This is a genomic window from Duffyella gerundensis, assembly GCF_001517405.1.
Lineage (GTDB): Bacteria > Pseudomonadota > Gammaproteobacteria > Enterobacterales > Enterobacteriaceae > Duffyella > Duffyella gerundensis.
This window is the reverse complement of the sequence record NZ_LN907827.1, coordinates 3,273,757-3,287,890: the sequence shown is the minus strand read 5'-3', so window position 1 is coordinate 3,287,890 and position 14,134 is coordinate 3,273,757. Positions and strand designations below refer to the sequence as shown.

The following is a 14,134-nucleotide window of genomic DNA, read 5'->3' as shown; positions in this document are numbered from 1 at the left end:
GTAATGATGAGATTTCCCAACCAGCGCCTGGCGCAGCTGTTCAGCGCGCTGCAGAATGAAACGCTGCCGCAGGATGAGCTGGCCCGCCGTTTTGCGGTCTCGACGCGCACGGTGCGCACCGACATCAGCGCGCTCAATGCGCTGTTGCAGGATCACGGCGCGCGGCTGGTGCTGACGCGCGGTGCGGGTTATCAGCTCACCGTTGATGACGCTACGCGCTATGAGAACCTGCTGCGTTCGGCGCCGGCGCAGCTGCGGGTGCCGCGTTCATCACAGGAGCGGGTGCATTATCTGTTAACGCGCTTTTTAACTTCTGCCTTTTCGCTAAAGCTGGAGGATCTGGCTGAAGAGTGGTTTGTCAGCCGGGCGACACTGCAAAGCGACATGGCCGAGGTGCGTGAGTGGCTGGGCCGCTATCAGCTCTCGGTGGAAACGCGTCCGCATTACGGGATGAAGTTGTTTGGCAGTGAAATGGCGATTCGCACCTGCCTGACCGACCTGCTGTATGACATCGCGCTGCACAGTGAGCACAGCCCATTATTGACGCTGGAAGCGCTGCACAGCGGCATGCTGATTACGCTCAAACCGTTGTTGCAGCGCTGCTTTAATCGTTGCCGGGTGCGGGTTACCGATGAAGGCGAGCGCTATCTGCTGCTCTACTGCGCGGTGGCGGTGCGACGCATCGGCGAGGGCTATCCGCTGTCCGATTTTGTTGCTGACGATGTGGATGATGACGTGCGCGATGCCGCGCGCCAGTTGGTGAATCAGCTTGAGCCGATGGCCGGTAAGCCTATTTCACCGGCGGAAGAGGCATTTCTGCGCATTAACATCGCCGCGCGCCGCACCGAAGAGCGGGCGCCGAGCGCCATCAACGCTGACGACAGCGACACGCTGGTGGAATATATTCTCGGTTATATCAACCGCCACTATAACTACGATTTACAGCGCGATGCGCAGCTGCGTGCCGATCTGCTGACCCACGTGAAGACCATGATTACGCGGGTTCGCTATCAAATTAATATTCCCAATCCGCTGCTCGGCAACATTAAACAGCACTATCCAATGGCGTGGGATGTGACCCTGGCGGCGGTATCGAGCTGGGGTAAATATTCGCCCTACAGCATCAGTGAAAATGAGATCGGTTTTCTGGTGCTGCACATTGGCGTCGGCCTTGAGCGGCACTATGACGTCGGCTATCAGCGCCATCCGCAGGTGCTGCTGGTGTGCGATACCGGCACTTCCACGGTGCGCATGATCGAGGCGATGCTGCTGCGTAAATATCCACACATCGTGGTACGCGAGCGGTTGTCACTGCGTGATTATGAGCAGCGCGTGGCGATCGACGAAGATTTTGTGATCTCCACCGTGCGGCTCAGCGACAAAAATAAGCCGGTGGTAGTGATGTCGCCATTTCCCACCGATTATCAACTCGAACAGATTGGCAAGCTGGTGCTGGTGGATCGCACGCGGCCTTATATGTTTGAGAAGTTTTTTGATGCCGGGCATTTTATCGTGCTTGATGCGCCGATGGATCAGCACGGGCTGTTCAGCCTGCTGTGCCCGCAACTGGAGCGGGAAGGCTTTGTCGGCGCTGACTTTTTCCCCTCGGTGGTAGAACGCGAGGCGATTGTCAGTACGCTGTTGGGTGAGGGCATTGCGCTGCCGCACTCCCTTGGCCTGCTGGCAAAGAAAACGGTGGTTTATACCGTACTGGCACCGCAGGGCATCGCCTGGGGCGACGAAACGGCCTGGGTCATTTTTCTGCTCGCTATTAGCAAGGATGACTACGAAGAAGCGATGGGCATTTACGATCTTTTTGTGACCTTTCTGCGCGAACGCGCAATGCCGAGACTGCGCGAGAGCCAGGATTTTGCCAGTTTTAAAGCGGTTGCCATGGAGTGTCTGGGGCAGGGATGAGAGGGCAGGAGCGTGCCTGTAAGCCGGCGGCTTTTGCCTTGCAGGCGGCTTTTTAAGGTCAATGTCTTAAGGTCAACGGCCATTTCGTACAGGCTAAAGCCTGCCCGAGCAGGGGCGGCAGTCGCCCCGCCCCTGCACCCCGGCTATCCGGCAAACACAACCGCCCGCCGCAGGCGGGTACCCTCTTCGGTTCACATTTCTTAACGGACCGGTCGCGATTCGCTCCCAGCTCAACGCTCCCTTGTCCCGCCATCCATGGCGGGACATCCTGAAATGTTCATCTCCTCAGCGTTTGTGATGCCTCCTCAAGGTCAACCCCCAAGTCAAAACCCAAAACTTAAGATCTAAAACCCAAAACACAAAACACAAAACATAATGCTCAACACCTAAAAATCTAAGAGCAAAAATAAGGACTTGGACTTGGACTTGGGCTTGGACTTGGACTTGGACTTGGACTTGGGCTTGGGCTTGGACTTGGACTTGGACTTGGACTTGGACTTGGACTTGGACTTGGACTTGAACTTGGACTTGAACTTGAACTTGAACTTGAACTTGAACTTGAATTTGAACTTGAACTTGAACTTGGACTTGAACTTGAACTTGAACTTGGGCTTGTGTTTGCGCTTGGATGTAGATTTTATTTTGAGTCCTGGTCTTAGTTTTTTGGTTTTGACCTGGTTTTGACCTTGAGGAGGCATCACAAACGCCGAGGGAAAAGCATTTTCCAGGGCGAGCCGCAGGGATGCGGCGAGAGGGTGCGTTGAGCAGACAAAAACGCCGGGAGCGTTTTTGAACAGCGCTTGCGCTGCCCCGAAGGGGTGAGCCTCAGGATGAGGCGAATACTCCGAATCGCGCCTGGTCCGTCAGGAAAAGGCTTTTGCTGAGGGCACCCACGAAGTGGGCGGTTGTGTTTGCCGGATAGCGCGGGTGCAGGGCCGGGGCGACTGCCGGCCCTGCTCGGGCGGCCCGAAGGGCAGAACGAAATGGCCTTTGACCCTAAGACATTGACCCTAAGACATTGACCTTAAAAGCTGCCTGCAAGGCAGAACAGAAGGGTCCTGGACCTTAAAACCCCTTACTGGGCTAAACAAAAAACCCCGCCGAGGCGGGGTTTCTGTAAAAAGTTGAAGCTGACCGTTAAGCCGGGTTCTGTCGTGGACAGTCATTCATCTAGGCCAGCAATCGCTCACTGGCTCAAGCAGCCTACCCGGGTTCAGTACGGGCCGTACCATGTGAACCCCTATTTGGCCTTGCTCCGGGTGGAGTTTACCGTGCCACGAACTGTTACCAGCCGCGCGGTGCGCTCTTACCGCACCCTTTCACCCTTACCTGATCCCTTGCGGGCCATCGGCGGTTTGCTCTCTGTTGCACTGGTCGTGGGCTTGCGCCCCCCAGGCGTTACCTGGCACCCTGCCCTGTGGAGCCCGGACTTTCCTCCCCTCTGCCTGTCTCCTCCGAAAAGGACGACGACAAAGCGGCGACTGCCTGGTCAGCTTCGGCGCGGATGATAGGACATTTAGTCCTGCTTGTCACCCTCTTGCTGTTCGAGGGCATATTTATACAACGCATTCTTTTTCACACCGTGAATCTCCGCCGTCAGCGCCGCTGCCTTTTTTAACGGCAGCTCTTTTTGCAGCAGGCTCAGCGTGCGCAGCGCCTCGCCGGGCAGGCTCTCTTCCTGTGGATGGAAGCCTTCAACGATCAGCACCATCTCGCCTTTGCGGCGGTTTTCGTCCTCACGCACCCAGGCGAGCAGCTCGGCCACCGGCGCGCCGTGGATGCTTTCCCAGGTTTTAGTGATCTCACGAGCCAGCACCACGTAGCGATCGCCGCCCAGCTCGCTGACCATATCCTGCAGGCTGTCGAGCAGTCGATGGGTCGATTCGTAAAAAATCAGCGTACGCGGCTCCTCGGCAACGGCGCGCAGCGCATCGCAACGGCCTTTGGTTTTGGCCGGAAGAAATCCTTCGTAACAGAAACGATCGGAGGGCAGGCCGGCAGCGCTGAGGGCGGCGATTGCCGCACACGGGCCGGGCAGGGGCACCACGCGAATGCCCGCTTCACGACAGCGGCGAACCAGATGATAACCCGGGTCATTAATCAGCGGCGTACCGGCATCGGAGACCAGCGCTATACTTTGCCCCTCCTGCAGCTTGATCAGCAGCTGTTCTGCTTTTTGCTGCTCATTGTGGTCATGCAGGGCAAACAGCCGGGCGTTGATGGCGAATTGTTGTAGCAACAGCCCGGTATGACGTGTATCTTCCGCTGCGATCAGATCGACGCTTGCTAGCACCAACAGGGCCCGTTGGGTGATGTCGCCCAGATTGCCGATTGGCGTGGGCACGATATAGAGCGTGCTGGCAGAAATCTCTGTCCGATCGTGTTGTTTCATTGTTTGATCCGAATTGCCGATTTAATATTGAGCACCTTGAGAAAAACATCACTGGATACAGTATGCTTCCTTCAATAGTCGTTCGTAGTAAAGCAGGACGCTTTGTCCCTGTTTTGCTGGCCGCGCTAATTTTAGCCGCGTGTTCCAGCCAGAGCCCGCAAACTTCCTCTGTCAATATCCAGGGGCCCGCCACAGGTACATCCGACTACTATTTGCAGCAGGTGCAACAGAGCGCAGATAATAGCAAGGCTGACTGGCAATTACTCGCCATCCGTGCACTGCTTAATGAAGGCAAGTATCCTCAGGCTAACCAACAAATCACCCAGCTGCCTCAGCAACTGTCTGATAAGCAACGGCTTGAACTGCAATTGCTCAATGCGCAGCTGCGCCTTGGCTCGCAGGATATGAACGGTGCGCGTCGGCTGTTAGCCAGCCTTGATACCGGCGCATTGTCGGCTGACCAGAAGTCACGCTATTACGGCCTGCTGATCGCCGCCAATCAGGGCGCGCCGTCGCTGGATCTGCTTCGTGCCTACGTGGCGCAGGAGCCGCTGCTCAGCGGCGCAGATAAGCAAAAGAACATTGATGCCACCTGGCAGGCGCTGACCGGCATGACGCAGGATCAGGTCAACCGGCTGGTGATTAATGCCGATGAAAATACACTGCAGGGCTGGATCGATCTGCTGAGCGTCTGGCGCGCCAACAGTGGCGATGCAGAGATGCTGAAATCGGCGGTAGCCGACTGGCAAACGCGGTATCCGCAGCATCCGGCCACCAAAATGTTGCCGACCAGCCTGAGCCAGATACAAAATTATCAGCACGCTTCTGCCAGTCATATCGCGCTGATGCTGCCGCTGAATGGCCAGGCAAAAGTGTTTGCCAATGCGATTCAGCAAGGCTTCAACGACGCGAAAAACGGCACGCTGGCCCAGCCTGCTCCGTCTGCGGCTCCGGTCGCATCTGCGCCAGCCAATGGTGAGGCGGCGGCCACAACCGAAACCGCCGCACCGGCCGAGGCGATTAGCCCGGCGGCCATTGATGGCCAGGCAGAAAACGGCACGCAGCCACAAGCCGCCGCGGCTCCCGCCAGCACGGCAGAGGTCAAAGTCTATGACACCAGCGCCCAGCCGCTGGCTCAGCTGATGACCCAGGCGCAGCAGGATGGCGCGACGCTGATTGTGGGCCCGCTACTGAAAAACGAAGTGGAAACGCTGGCTAACAGCCCGTCGCCGCTGAATATCCTGGCGCTCAACGAGCCGAGCCAAATCCAGAACCATCCGAATCTCTGCTACTTTGCGCTTTCTCCTGAAGACGAAGCGCGTGATGCTGCGCATCATATGTGGGATCAGGGCAAGCGTTCACCGCTGCTGCTGCTGCCTCGCAGCAATCTCGGCGACCGCGTCAGTAAAGCTTTTGCGCAGGAGTGGCAGAAGCTGGGCGGTGCCACGGTATTGCAGCAGCAGTTTGGATCAAAGGGCGAGCTGAAGCAGGGCATAAACAGCGGCGCGGGAATCAGTCTGACCGGTACGCCGATCAGCGCACCGCAGCCGGAGCAGCCGCAGGGCATCTCCATTGCCGGGCTGAATATTCCGGCGCCGCAGAGCGAGGCGCCCACAGCGACCTCTGCCAGTGGCAGCGTCGATGCGGTTTACATTGTGGCCACCCAGGATGAGTTGCAGCTGATCAAACCGATGATCGCCATGCGTCTCAGCAGCCGTAATAACATTGCGCTGTATGCCAGCTCACGCAGCTTCCAGGCGGGCACCGGTCCCGATTCGCGTTTAGAGATGGAAGGGCTGCAGTTCAGCGATATTCCGCTGCTCGCGGGCCGTAATCCGGCGCTGATGCAGCAGGCGGCACGCACCTTTAACAACGATTATTCGTTGGTGCGCCTCTACGCGATGGGCATCGATGCCTGGGCACTGGCGAATCATTTCAATGAAATGCGTCAGACGCCGGGATTCCAGCTGGAAGGTAAAACCGGTACATTGAGTGCCAGTCCGGACTGCGTGATCAACAGGAAGTTAGCATGGAGCCAGTATCGTCAGGGACAAATCGTACCGGTGCAGTAGACCGGCAGCAGGCGGGCGCCGAGCATGAAGCGCAGGCGCGTCGCTATCTGGAACAGCAAGGGCTGCGTTTTGTGGCCTGTAACGTACGCATACGCGGCGGCGAAACGGATCTCATCATGCAGGATGGCGACTGCTGGGTATTTGTTGAGGTACGGTATCGACGAAACGATCGTTTTGGCGGCGCGGCCGCCAGCGTAACCCGACACAAGCAGCAAAAGCTGCTGCGGGCGGCAGCACTGTGGCTGGCGACGAAAAACGCCAGCTTTGATACGGTAAACTGCCGCTTCGACGTCGTTGCGTTCACCGGCAGCCAGCTAAGCTGGCTGCCTGATGCGTTTAATGCAGAAAGTTAATATCAGGTGGATCAGTGCAGGAGAGAATTAAAGCGTGTTTTACCGAAAGTATTCAGACTCAGATTGCTGCTGCGGAAGCGCTGCCCGATGCAATTTCGCGCGCGGCGATGACGCTGGTTCAGTCACTGCTTAACGGTAACAAAATCCTGAGCTGTGGTAACGGCACATCGGCGGCTAACGCTCAACACTTCGCCGCGGCGATGATCAATCGCTTCGAGACCGAACGTCCAAGCCTGCCCGCGCTCTGCCTGAGTGCGGATAATGTCCTGATTACCGCCATCGGCAACGATCGCCTGCATGATGAAATTTATGCCAAACAGGTGCGTGCAGTTGGCCAGACAGGCGATGTTCTGCTGGCTATTTCAACCCGTGGCAACAGCCGCGACATCGTTAAGGCCGTTGAAGCTGCGGTCACGCGTGATATGACCATTGTGGCGCTAACCGGCTATGACGGCGGTGAACTGGCGGGCTTGCTGGGGCCACACGATGTGGAGATCCGCATTCCGTCTCACCGCAGCTCACGGATTCAGGAAATGCACATGTTAACGGTTAACTGCCTGTGCGATCTGATCGATAACACCTTATTTCCACACCAGGAATAATCGAAGGAGCAACAATGAAGGCATTCTCTGCAGTAGCACTGGTACTTGCCGCACTGATGTTACAGGGCTGTGCGGCCGTGGTCGTGGGCAGCGCCGCGATGGCCACCAAATCGGCTACCGATCCGCGCACCGTCGGTACTCAGGTTGATGACAGCACGCTGGAGCTACGTGTCTCCAATGCGCTGGCTAAAGATGAACAGATTAAGACCCAGGCGCGCGTTGTCGCCACCGCTTATCAGGGCAAAGTGCTGTTGACCGGCCAGGCACCGTCAGCGGATATCGCCAGCCGGGCGAAACAGATCGCTGCCGGCGTGGATGGCGCAACCGAAGTCTACAACGAGCTGCGCACCGGCGAGAAAGTGACGTTTGGTACCTCATCTTCCGATACCTGGATCACCACTAAAATTCGTTCGCAGCTGCTGGGCAGCGATCAGGTGAAATCGTCTAACGTGAAGGTCACTACCGAAAACGGCGAGGTTTTCCTGCTGGGCCTGGTCACGCCATCTGAGGCGAAAGCCGCTGCGGATGTTGCCAGCCGGGTAAGCGGCGTTAAGCACGTCACCACCGCGTTTACCATTCTGCAATAATGCCTGTCGGGCAGCATTTGCTGCCCGTTTTCGCTTCAGGCGGGCAGATCAATCACCAGCGCCCGCAGCGGCGTTCTCGCCGTTAATCGCAGCAAACTCTCGCCATCAACAAACGCCCCGTCGCCGCAGCCAAGTTTGGCCTGTTGCGCCTCTTCGTCACCGGCAAACAGCGAGCCGTGAATCGACTGCAAATAGGCGCGCGCACCGCGCAGCGGCAGGCTGTGGCTCTCACCTGGCTCAAGCTGAACGTGATAAATCCATACTTGCTGGCGCAGCTGCAGGCTGGCCTTTTCACCGTCCGGCGAGGCCAGCAGGCTGCATGTGGCCTCAGTGGGCAGGGCGGCGCGCTGCAGCAGCGGATTTTCCCGCTCCGGGCAGGCGTTGAGCCAGAGCTGTAGCCGTGTCAGCGGTGTATCTTTGCTGCTGTTAAGCTCGCTCCAGGTGACGCCGGGCTGGGTCGACAGCAGCAGCGCTTCACCGCTGCGTGCGCTGATGTGATTGCCTTCGCTGTCGCGATATTCCGCCTGGCCCTGCAAAATAATGTTCAGCACGTCCACGCGCGGATAGGCGCGCGGTTGCAGTGACGCACCGGGCGCCAGCACTTCCTGGTTCAATACGCGCAACGACGCGTAACCGAGTAATTTTGGATCAAAATAGTGGCCAAATGAGAAGCTGTAGCGAGCCTGTAACCAGCCGTAATCAGCCTGACCGCACTCTTTTGCGGCGCGGGTAGTAATCATGGTATTCCTCCAGAGGCCTTGTCTGACCGGCAGTAAGGCTATCACCTATGGTAAATATCTGGACGACAGATTGTTAGCCAGTTAATCTGCCGAGCATATTCAAATTTCCTGACAGAGAAACCGCATGGCGAAAGATCGGGCGTTAACGCTGGAAGCACTACGGGTAATGGATGCCATCGATCGGCGCGGCAGCTTTGCTGCGGCGGCGGATGAGCTGGGCCGCGTGCCCTCGGCGCTCAGCTATACCATGCAGAAACTGGAAGAGGAGCTGGACGTGGTGCTCTTCGACCGCTCCGGCCATCGCACGAAATTTACCAACGTTGGCCGCATGCTGCTGGAGCGTGGCCGCGTGTTGCTGGAAGCGGCGGATAAGCTGACCACCGATGCTGAAGCGCTGGCACGCGGCTGGGAAACGCATTTGACCATCGTGGTGGAAGCGCTGGTGCCGACTTATCAGCTGTTTCCGCTGGTTGAGAAGCTGGCGGCTAAGGCCAACACGCAGATTTCGCTGATGACCGAGGTGCTGGCCGGTGCCTGGGAACGGCTGGAGCAGGGCCGTGCCGATATCGTTATCGCGCCCGATATGCACTTTCGCGCCTCTACCGAAATCAATACCCGCAAGCTCTACAGCATGCTCAGCGTCTATGTCGCCAGCCCGGATCACCCGATTCATCTTGAGCCGGAGCCGCTTTCTGAGGTGACGCGCGTTAAATATCGCGGGATTGCGGTGGCCGATACCGCCCGCGATCGCCCGGTATTAACCGTCACGCTGCTTGATAAACAGCAGCGCCTGACGGTGAGTTCCATTGAAGAGAAGCGCCAGGCGTTGCTGGCGGGCCTTGGCGTAGCGACGATGCCTTATCCGCTGGTGGAGCAGGATATCGCTGAAGGACGCCTGCGCGTGGTCAGCCCGGAATATACGCGTGAAGTCGATATCATCATGGCCTGGCGGCGTGACAGCATGGGCGAAGCGAAGTCGTGGTGCCTGCGCGAAATACCTCGCCTGCTGGCGAAAAAAAGCTAAAAAAAGGCGCCGTCTGGCGCCCGTTTATCAGCGAAAACGCGTGTCGCGGCCGTGGGGTTCATCCCAGTTCAGCTCGGGACCGACAGAGATCACGCCAGCTGGATTGATGGTCTTATGGCTGCGGTAATAGTGATGGCGGATATGCGCAAGATCCACCGTTTCCGCAACGCCCGGCATCTGATAGATGTCGCGCAGGAAACCGCTGAGGTTCAGATAATCACTGATGCGCTGACGATCGCATTTAAAGTGGGTCACATAGACCGCATCAAAGCGAATCAGCGTAGTCCACAGGCGTAAATCTGCCTCGGTGAGCGTGTCGCCGGTAAGATAGCGATGCTGACCGAGTATCTGCTCCAGTCGCGCCAGCGCCTGAAACAGCGGCGTCACCGCATCATCATAAGCTTGCTGTGAAGTGGCAAATCCCGCCTTGTACACCCCGTTGTTCACACTGTCATAAACCCAGCCGTTGATCTCATCAATGCTGCTCTGCAACACCGGCGGATAATAGTCGCCCGCGCGTGCACCAACGCCATCAAAGGCGCTGTTAAACATACGGATAATGTCGGCAGATTCATTACTGACGATGGTGTTTTGCTGTTTATCCCACAACACCGGTACGGTAACGCGGCCGGTGTAATCAGGTTTGGCGTGCAGATAGAGCTGGTAGAGAAATTCGTTCTGGTAAAGGCGATCGCCGGTTGCAGCCGGGAAGCTGTCATCAAAGGTCCAGCCATTTTCCAGCATCAGCGGGTGCACCACGGAAACCGGGATCATCTCTTCCAACCCTTTTAACGTGCGCAGCAGCAGGGTGCGATGCGCCCAGGGACACGCAAGGGAAACGTAGAGATGATAACGATCGCGCTCAGCGCGAAAACCCGCTTTGCCGTGCGGACCGGCACTGCCGTCAGCGGTAACCCAGTTACGGAATACCGACTCGGAACGTTGAAAACGGCCACCGGTGGTTTTGGTGTCATACCAGTTATCGTGCCAGACACCGTCTATTAATTGTCCCATTGTCCTCTCCAGAATAGAAACGGGCGAGGAAAAATCCTCGCCCTGTAGCAGAGTATAGCGTGGCTTTTACCACTTTTTACCGAGCAGGCGGTCAATACTGAAGGCGCCTGGACCCGTAATACCCAGCAGCAGGTAGCCACCGGCAATAGACAGGTTTTTCATAAAGTTGATCTCGTTGCCTGCCACTTCAAAATGGCTGTGGAACAGGAAGGCGGTCAGAATGGTGAACACTGCCGTCGACAGGGCGGTAAAACGGGTCAGGAAACCAAACAGAATCGCCAGGCCGCCGCCAAATTCCAGCAGAATGACCAGCGGCAGCATGAACGCAGGCACGCCAGCCGATTGCATATACTGTGCGGTACCTTCATAACCGGTGATTTTGCCCCAGCCAGCGCTGATAAACAGGATTGGCATCAAAACACGCGCCACCAGAAAACCGATATCTTCTAATTTTTTCATCATCTACCCCAATAAGAATAATGGCTGGCGACGAGTGCGCCATCGTTAAATAACAGCAGCCTGGCGCCTGTTGCGCGGCTTCGTTGTTGTTGAGGCAGATAATAGCTAGCGGTAAGAGGCTTTGTAAGCAAGATAAACTGTCGAAGTCATTCAGTTTAATTGATAAAAGAACGCCAGGCTGGGATAGCCTGGCGTGGGAGATGAGCGTTAGCGCTGTGGCAGGCTTTTTCGGACGAGACGCCAGCTACTCCAGAGGCCGAACCCACGTTTGGTCCAGCGCAGCAGGAAATGCGATTTGCGCGGCTTGCGCACCGTCCAGATAGCCAGAATGCTGCTGCCTATCGCCAGATAACGACGCATACTGACAAAAGTCAGCCAGCTGCGATCGTACTGTGCGGTAGTCATCAGCCAGTCGCGACGCGCGGCGCTCAGATCAAGACGCTGCTGCTGAATTTCGTTCAACAACCGCGCCTTACGCGCTTCACGATCACGGCGGCTACTCATGAATGACGATCCTCCATCACCTGACGGTCGCTGTGCAGCTCTTTGCGCGTCGCGCTAAGCAGCGTTGACTGGCGCGATTTGCGCAGCGTCCACAGACCAAATATCAGCGCCAGCAGCAGCAGAACCCCGGTGGTGATACCAATCGCCATCAGCCGATATTGCGCATCCACCGCCCAGATAATCAGCACCATCAGGCTCATTAATCCAAACGCGGTGAACAGCATTGTCAGGCCAATCATGATCAGCATCTGAATGAGGTTTGCTTTCTCCTCTTCCAGTTCGACCACTGCCAGTCGTACACGAGTCTCAACCATGCCGACCAGCGTGGTAAGCACGCGCTGTCCGATGTTTATGACCCCTTTGCCCGGGCCGTGGCTTTGCTGGTTATCAGGCATAATCAGCGACGCGCGATCAGGATACCCAGTGCGACACCCAGCGCGGCACCAATGCCGACACCGTGCCACGGGTTATCTTGTACATATTCGTCTGCACGACCGGCAGCTTCACGCGTGGTCTGAACCAGTTTCTCACCGGAATCGCCCAGACGCTGACGTGAATCTTCCAGCGCCGCACGTGCTTTGGTGCGCAGCTTATCCAGTTCAGTTTTTGATTTATCCGTTGAGCTGCTCAGCACTTCTTCCAGCGTGTCGGCCAGGTTTTTCAACTCAGCGCGCAAATGTTCTGAAGTAGTATCTTTAGACATGGGAAACTCCTTTTGCATCGGTAATAAGGTCCGGGTTTTTTAATAAGGTTCAGCTTGCAGGGTAGTGAGCTCCTGCCGGGCTTCATCCAGTTTTTGCTGACGTTTTGCTATTTTTTTCTGATCTTTGGCGTCGTCCTGCTCTTCTTTTAACTCACGTTCGCGCTCGGCCACTTTATCCTGCTGGGCTTTGATGCGTTCCTGGTGAGCGGCGTGCAGCTGGCTGTCTGAACAGTTCGCCTGCACTTCCGTGAGCGCTCGCTCTAGTCCGTTGACGCGACGCTGATTATCGTGCTTACGCGCCATGTCGATCTCATGTTTGATGTTCTGCTCTTTCTGCTGACACAGCGTTTCCGCTGCCTGAGATGAGGCTGAGATCGCGAGCAGGCCAGCACAAAAAATATAGCGGAGTTTCATTGGATGTAACCTTCCTTTGTTAAATATACCCAACCTCCAGTTCCGCATAACGCTGACGACGGTTCGTCACAAGCGAAACAGAATTATTCTGTAAGCATAGACAGGGATTGAGAAAAGCTCAAAGCGCGGTGCGGAAGAAGAGGCATTGCAGACGCTTTCCGGCACTGGGGCCGGAAAACAGACGCTAACTCAGCGATGAATCGGAACCTGCCCGGCTCGACAGCGCGAGCTGATGGGCGGTCTCGCCATCATGCAGATGAGCAACGGTAAAGCCGCCCGGCAGCAGCTGGCGCAACACTTTTTGCGCGGCCAGACTCTGTTCGGCGGAATCAAATTTGATGATCAACGCATCGCGATCGGGCGTGATGCTTTTAATCTGAATCCCCTGGGCATTCAGCTGCTGATAAAGGTAAAAACCATCCGGCAAGGTGCCATTCTGGCGAGCCACACGAATTTGCAGGCCGCTTTCACTGTGCATCAGCGGGGTAAGCACACTGATGGTCAGTATCGCAAGCAGGGCGGCCAGCATCCACGGCAGCCAGCGGCGGCGGGAAGAGCGAAGCGGGTTCATCAGGAATTTCCTTTCTCATTGCGCGTTCCATACTTTTTGCGCCACAGAACGACCAGAGAGCCCACCAGTCCCACCACCAACAACACCAGCGGCAGCAGCATCAGGCAAAACATCAGCTCATCTTCGTAACGACGAAAAATAGGCGTTTTGCCCAGCGCGAAGCCTAAAACGGTTAAAATCAGCACCCAAAGGAAGGCGCTAACCCAGTTAAAGAACTGAAAACGCGCGTTGCTCAGGCCGGAAAGGCCAGCAATGGTGGGTAATAAGGTGCGGACAAAGGCGATAAAACGGCCCATTAACAGCGCCGAAAGGCCATGACGATGAAACAGGCTGTGTGCCCGCTGATGATATTGTGCGGGCAGATGGGATAACCATTTTTGCACCGTCGGCGTGTTGCCGAGCCATCGCCCTTGTATATAACTGACCCAGCAGCCAAGACTGGCGGCGGTAGTGAGGATAAACAGGGTAAGGGGAAAATTCATCGTGCCTTTGGCGATCAGTACGCCCACCAGAATCAGCAGGCTGTCGCCAGGTAAAAACGCGGCGGGCAACAATCCGTTCTCAAGGAACAGGATCATAAACAGCACGCCATAGATGGCCCAGACCAGATGAGGGTCAGCCAGGGTCTCAAAATCCTGCTGCCAGAGCGCATGCAGCAATGCTTTTAAAATATCCATGAACTTATCCTGAACGTCATTGTTTACTTTGCCCGGAAACGGGCGGCAGCGGGCGTTGAGGGTTAGTTGTCATTATAGGAGCTCAAACACCCGACGGGCTTTTCA

General features: G+C 56.6%; 16 protein-coding genes and 1 other RNA gene. 6 read left to right on the top strand and 11 right to left on the bottom strand.

What is annotated here, in order from left to right:
- Positions 1-6 precede the first annotated feature (6 nt).
- The gene (locus tag EM595_RS15085) at positions 7-1,917 is read left to right on the top strand and encodes a BglG family transcription antiterminator (RefSeq protein WP_067433869.1); all 1,911 of its coding nucleotides are present in this window, start codon (positions 7-9) and stop codon (positions 1,915-1,917) included.
- Between the two features lie 1,122 nt (positions 1,918-3,039).
- Here EM595_RS15085 and rnpB read toward each other — a convergent pair.
- Positions 3,040-3,414: RNase P RNA component class A (gene rnpB, locus EM595_RS15075), an RNA gene on the bottom strand.
- 19 nt (positions 3,415-3,433) lie between these two features.
- Positions 3,434-4,309 (bottom strand): 16S rRNA (cytidine(1402)-2'-O)-methyltransferase, encoded by an 876-nt coding sequence (gene rsmI, locus EM595_RS15070; RefSeq protein ID WP_067433863.1) that lies wholly within the window; start codon positions 4,307-4,309, stop codon positions 3,434-3,436.
- Between the two features lie 62 nt (positions 4,310-4,371).
- On the opposite strand from rsmI, the gene EM595_RS15065 reads away from it, so the two are divergent.
- The 4 genes from EM595_RS15065 to dolP are packed head-to-tail and all read left to right on the top strand — an operon-like array spanning position 4,372 to position 7,923.
- Complete coding sequence (locus EM595_RS15065; protein ID WP_067433860.1) at positions 4,372-6,381, top strand: penicillin-binding protein activator; 2,010 nt, start codon at positions 4,372-4,374, stop codon at positions 6,379-6,381.
- A complete protein-coding gene (locus tag EM595_RS15060) occupies positions 6,339-6,734 on the top strand; it encodes a YraN family protein (protein WP_067433857.1) in 396 nt (131 codons plus the stop codon). Before EM595_RS15065 ends, EM595_RS15060 begins: the two co-directional genes overlap by 43 nt.
- A gap of 14 nt (positions 6,735-6,748) precedes the next feature.
- The gene (gene diaA / locus EM595_RS15055) at positions 6,749-7,336 is read left to right on the top strand and encodes a DnaA initiator-associating protein DiaA (RefSeq protein ID WP_067433854.1); all 588 of its coding nucleotides are present in this window, start codon (positions 6,749-6,751) and stop codon (positions 7,334-7,336) included.
- Between the two features lie 14 nt (positions 7,337-7,350).
- Positions 7,351-7,923, top strand: coding sequence for a division/outer membrane stress-associated lipid-binding lipoprotein (dolP, locus tag EM595_RS15050; protein ID WP_067433851.1), 573 nt, complete (start codon positions 7,351-7,353; stop codon positions 7,921-7,923).
- A gap of 35 nt (positions 7,924-7,958) precedes the next feature.
- Here the strand turns inward: dolP and EM595_RS15045 are convergent, their stop codons facing one another.
- Complete coding sequence (locus tag EM595_RS15045; protein ID WP_067433848.1) at positions 7,959-8,663, bottom strand: pirin family protein; 705 nt, start codon at positions 8,661-8,663, stop codon at positions 7,959-7,961.
- A gap of 124 nt (positions 8,664-8,787) precedes the next feature.
- Between EM595_RS15045 and EM595_RS15040 the strand changes: the two genes are divergently transcribed.
- Entirely contained in the window at positions 8,788-9,687 is a 900-nt protein-coding gene (locus tag EM595_RS15040) for a LysR family transcriptional regulator (protein ID WP_067433845.1), read from the top strand.
- Positions 9,688-9,714: 27 nt separating this feature from the next.
- On the opposite strand, the gene EM595_RS15035 is transcribed toward EM595_RS15040, so the two are convergent.
- The 8 genes from EM595_RS15035 to EM595_RS15000 form a co-directional block, all read right to left on the bottom strand.
- On the bottom strand, positions 9,715-10,701 hold the full coding sequence (locus tag EM595_RS15035) for a glutathione S-transferase family protein (RefSeq protein WP_067433837.1): 987 nt from the start codon (positions 10,699-10,701) through the stop codon (positions 9,715-9,717).
- Positions 10,702-10,767: 66 nt separating this feature from the next.
- On the bottom strand, positions 10,768-11,160 hold the full coding sequence (locus EM595_RS15030) for a DoxX family protein (protein ID WP_157883927.1): 393 nt from the start codon (positions 11,158-11,160) through the stop codon (positions 10,768-10,770).
- 207 nt (positions 11,161-11,367) lie between these two features.
- The gene (locus EM595_RS15025; RefSeq protein ID WP_067433831.1) at positions 11,368-11,664 is read right to left on the bottom strand and encodes a YqjK-like family protein; all 297 of its coding nucleotides are present in this window, start codon (positions 11,662-11,664) and stop codon (positions 11,368-11,370) included.
- Positions 11,661-12,059 (bottom strand): phage holin family protein, encoded by a 399-nt coding sequence (locus tag EM595_RS15020; RefSeq protein ID WP_082691672.1) that lies wholly within the window; start codon positions 12,057-12,059, stop codon positions 11,661-11,663. Before EM595_RS15020 ends, EM595_RS15025 begins: the two co-directional genes overlap by 4 nt.
- A gap of 2 nt (positions 12,060-12,061) precedes the next feature.
- Entirely contained in the window at positions 12,062-12,367 is a 306-nt protein-coding gene (locus EM595_RS15015; protein ID WP_067435542.1) for an ElaB/YgaM/YqjD family protein, read from the bottom strand.
- A 39-nt stretch (positions 12,368-12,406) separates the two neighbouring features.
- Positions 12,407-12,781 (bottom strand): DUF1090 domain-containing protein, encoded by a 375-nt coding sequence (locus tag EM595_RS15010; protein ID WP_067433828.1) that lies wholly within the window; start codon positions 12,779-12,781, stop codon positions 12,407-12,409.
- Positions 12,782-12,965: 184 nt separating this feature from the next.
- Positions 12,966-13,352: an EnvZ/OmpR regulon moderator MzrA gene (gene mzrA / locus EM595_RS15005; RefSeq protein WP_067433825.1), complete on the bottom strand. Its 387-nt coding sequence runs from the start codon at positions 13,350-13,352 to the stop codon at positions 12,966-12,968.
- Positions 13,352-14,029, bottom strand: coding sequence for a DedA family protein (locus EM595_RS15000; RefSeq protein WP_067433821.1), 678 nt, complete (start codon positions 14,027-14,029; stop codon positions 13,352-13,354). Before EM595_RS15000 ends, mzrA begins: the two co-directional genes overlap by 1 nt.
- Positions 14,030-14,134: the final 105 nt, after the last annotated feature.

What these genes read in the sequence shown, in the direction of transcription:
- mzrA (WP_067433825.1), bottom strand. Translation starts at nt 13,352, where the DNA reads ATGAACCCGCTTCGCTCTTCCCGCCGCCGCTGGCTGCCGTGGATGCTG.
- EM595_RS15085 (WP_067433869.1), top strand. Translation starts at nt 7, where the DNA reads ATGAGATTTCCCAACCAGCGCCTGGCGCAGCTGTTCAGCGCGCTGCAG.
- EM595_RS15040 (WP_067433845.1), top strand. Translation starts at nt 8,788, where the DNA reads ATGGCGAAAGATCGGGCGTTAACGCTGGAAGCACTACGGGTAATGGAT.
- EM595_RS15020 (WP_082691672.1), bottom strand. Translation starts at nt 12,059, where the DNA reads ATGCCTGATAACCAGCAAAGCCACGGCCCGGGCAAAGGGGTCATAAAC.
- rsmI (WP_067433863.1), bottom strand. Translation starts at nt 4,309, where the DNA reads ATGAAACAACACGATCGGACAGAGATTTCTGCCAGCACGCTCTATATC.
- EM595_RS15025 (WP_067433831.1), bottom strand. Translation starts at nt 11,664, where the DNA reads ATGAGTAGCCGCCGTGATCGTGAAGCGCGTAAGGCGCGGTTGTTGAAC.
- EM595_RS15045 (WP_067433848.1), bottom strand. Translation starts at nt 8,663, where the DNA reads ATGATTACTACCCGCGCCGCAAAAGAGTGCGGTCAGGCTGATTACGGC.
- EM595_RS15010 (WP_067433828.1), bottom strand. Translation starts at nt 12,781, where the DNA reads ATGAAACTCCGCTATATTTTTTGTGCTGGCCTGCTCGCGATCTCAGCC.
- EM595_RS15065 (WP_067433860.1), top strand. Translation starts at nt 4,372, where the DNA reads ATGCTTCCTTCAATAGTCGTTCGTAGTAAAGCAGGACGCTTTGTCCCT.
- EM595_RS15030 (WP_157883927.1), bottom strand. Translation starts at nt 11,160, where the DNA reads ATGAAAAAATTAGAAGATATCGGTTTTCTGGTGGCGCGTGTTTTGATG.
- EM595_RS15060 (WP_067433857.1), top strand. Translation starts at nt 6,339, where the DNA reads ATGGAGCCAGTATCGTCAGGGACAAATCGTACCGGTGCAGTAGACCGG.
- EM595_RS15000 (WP_067433821.1), bottom strand. Translation starts at nt 14,029, where the DNA reads ATGGATATTTTAAAAGCATTGCTGCATGCGCTCTGGCAGCAGGATTTT.
- EM595_RS15035 (WP_067433837.1), bottom strand. Translation starts at nt 10,701, where the DNA reads ATGGGACAATTAATAGACGGTGTCTGGCACGATAACTGGTATGACACC.
- EM595_RS15015 (WP_067435542.1), bottom strand. Translation starts at nt 12,367, where the DNA reads ATGTCTAAAGATACTACTTCAGAACATTTGCGCGCTGAGTTGAAAAAC.
- dolP (WP_067433851.1), top strand. Translation starts at nt 7,351, where the DNA reads ATGAAGGCATTCTCTGCAGTAGCACTGGTACTTGCCGCACTGATGTTA.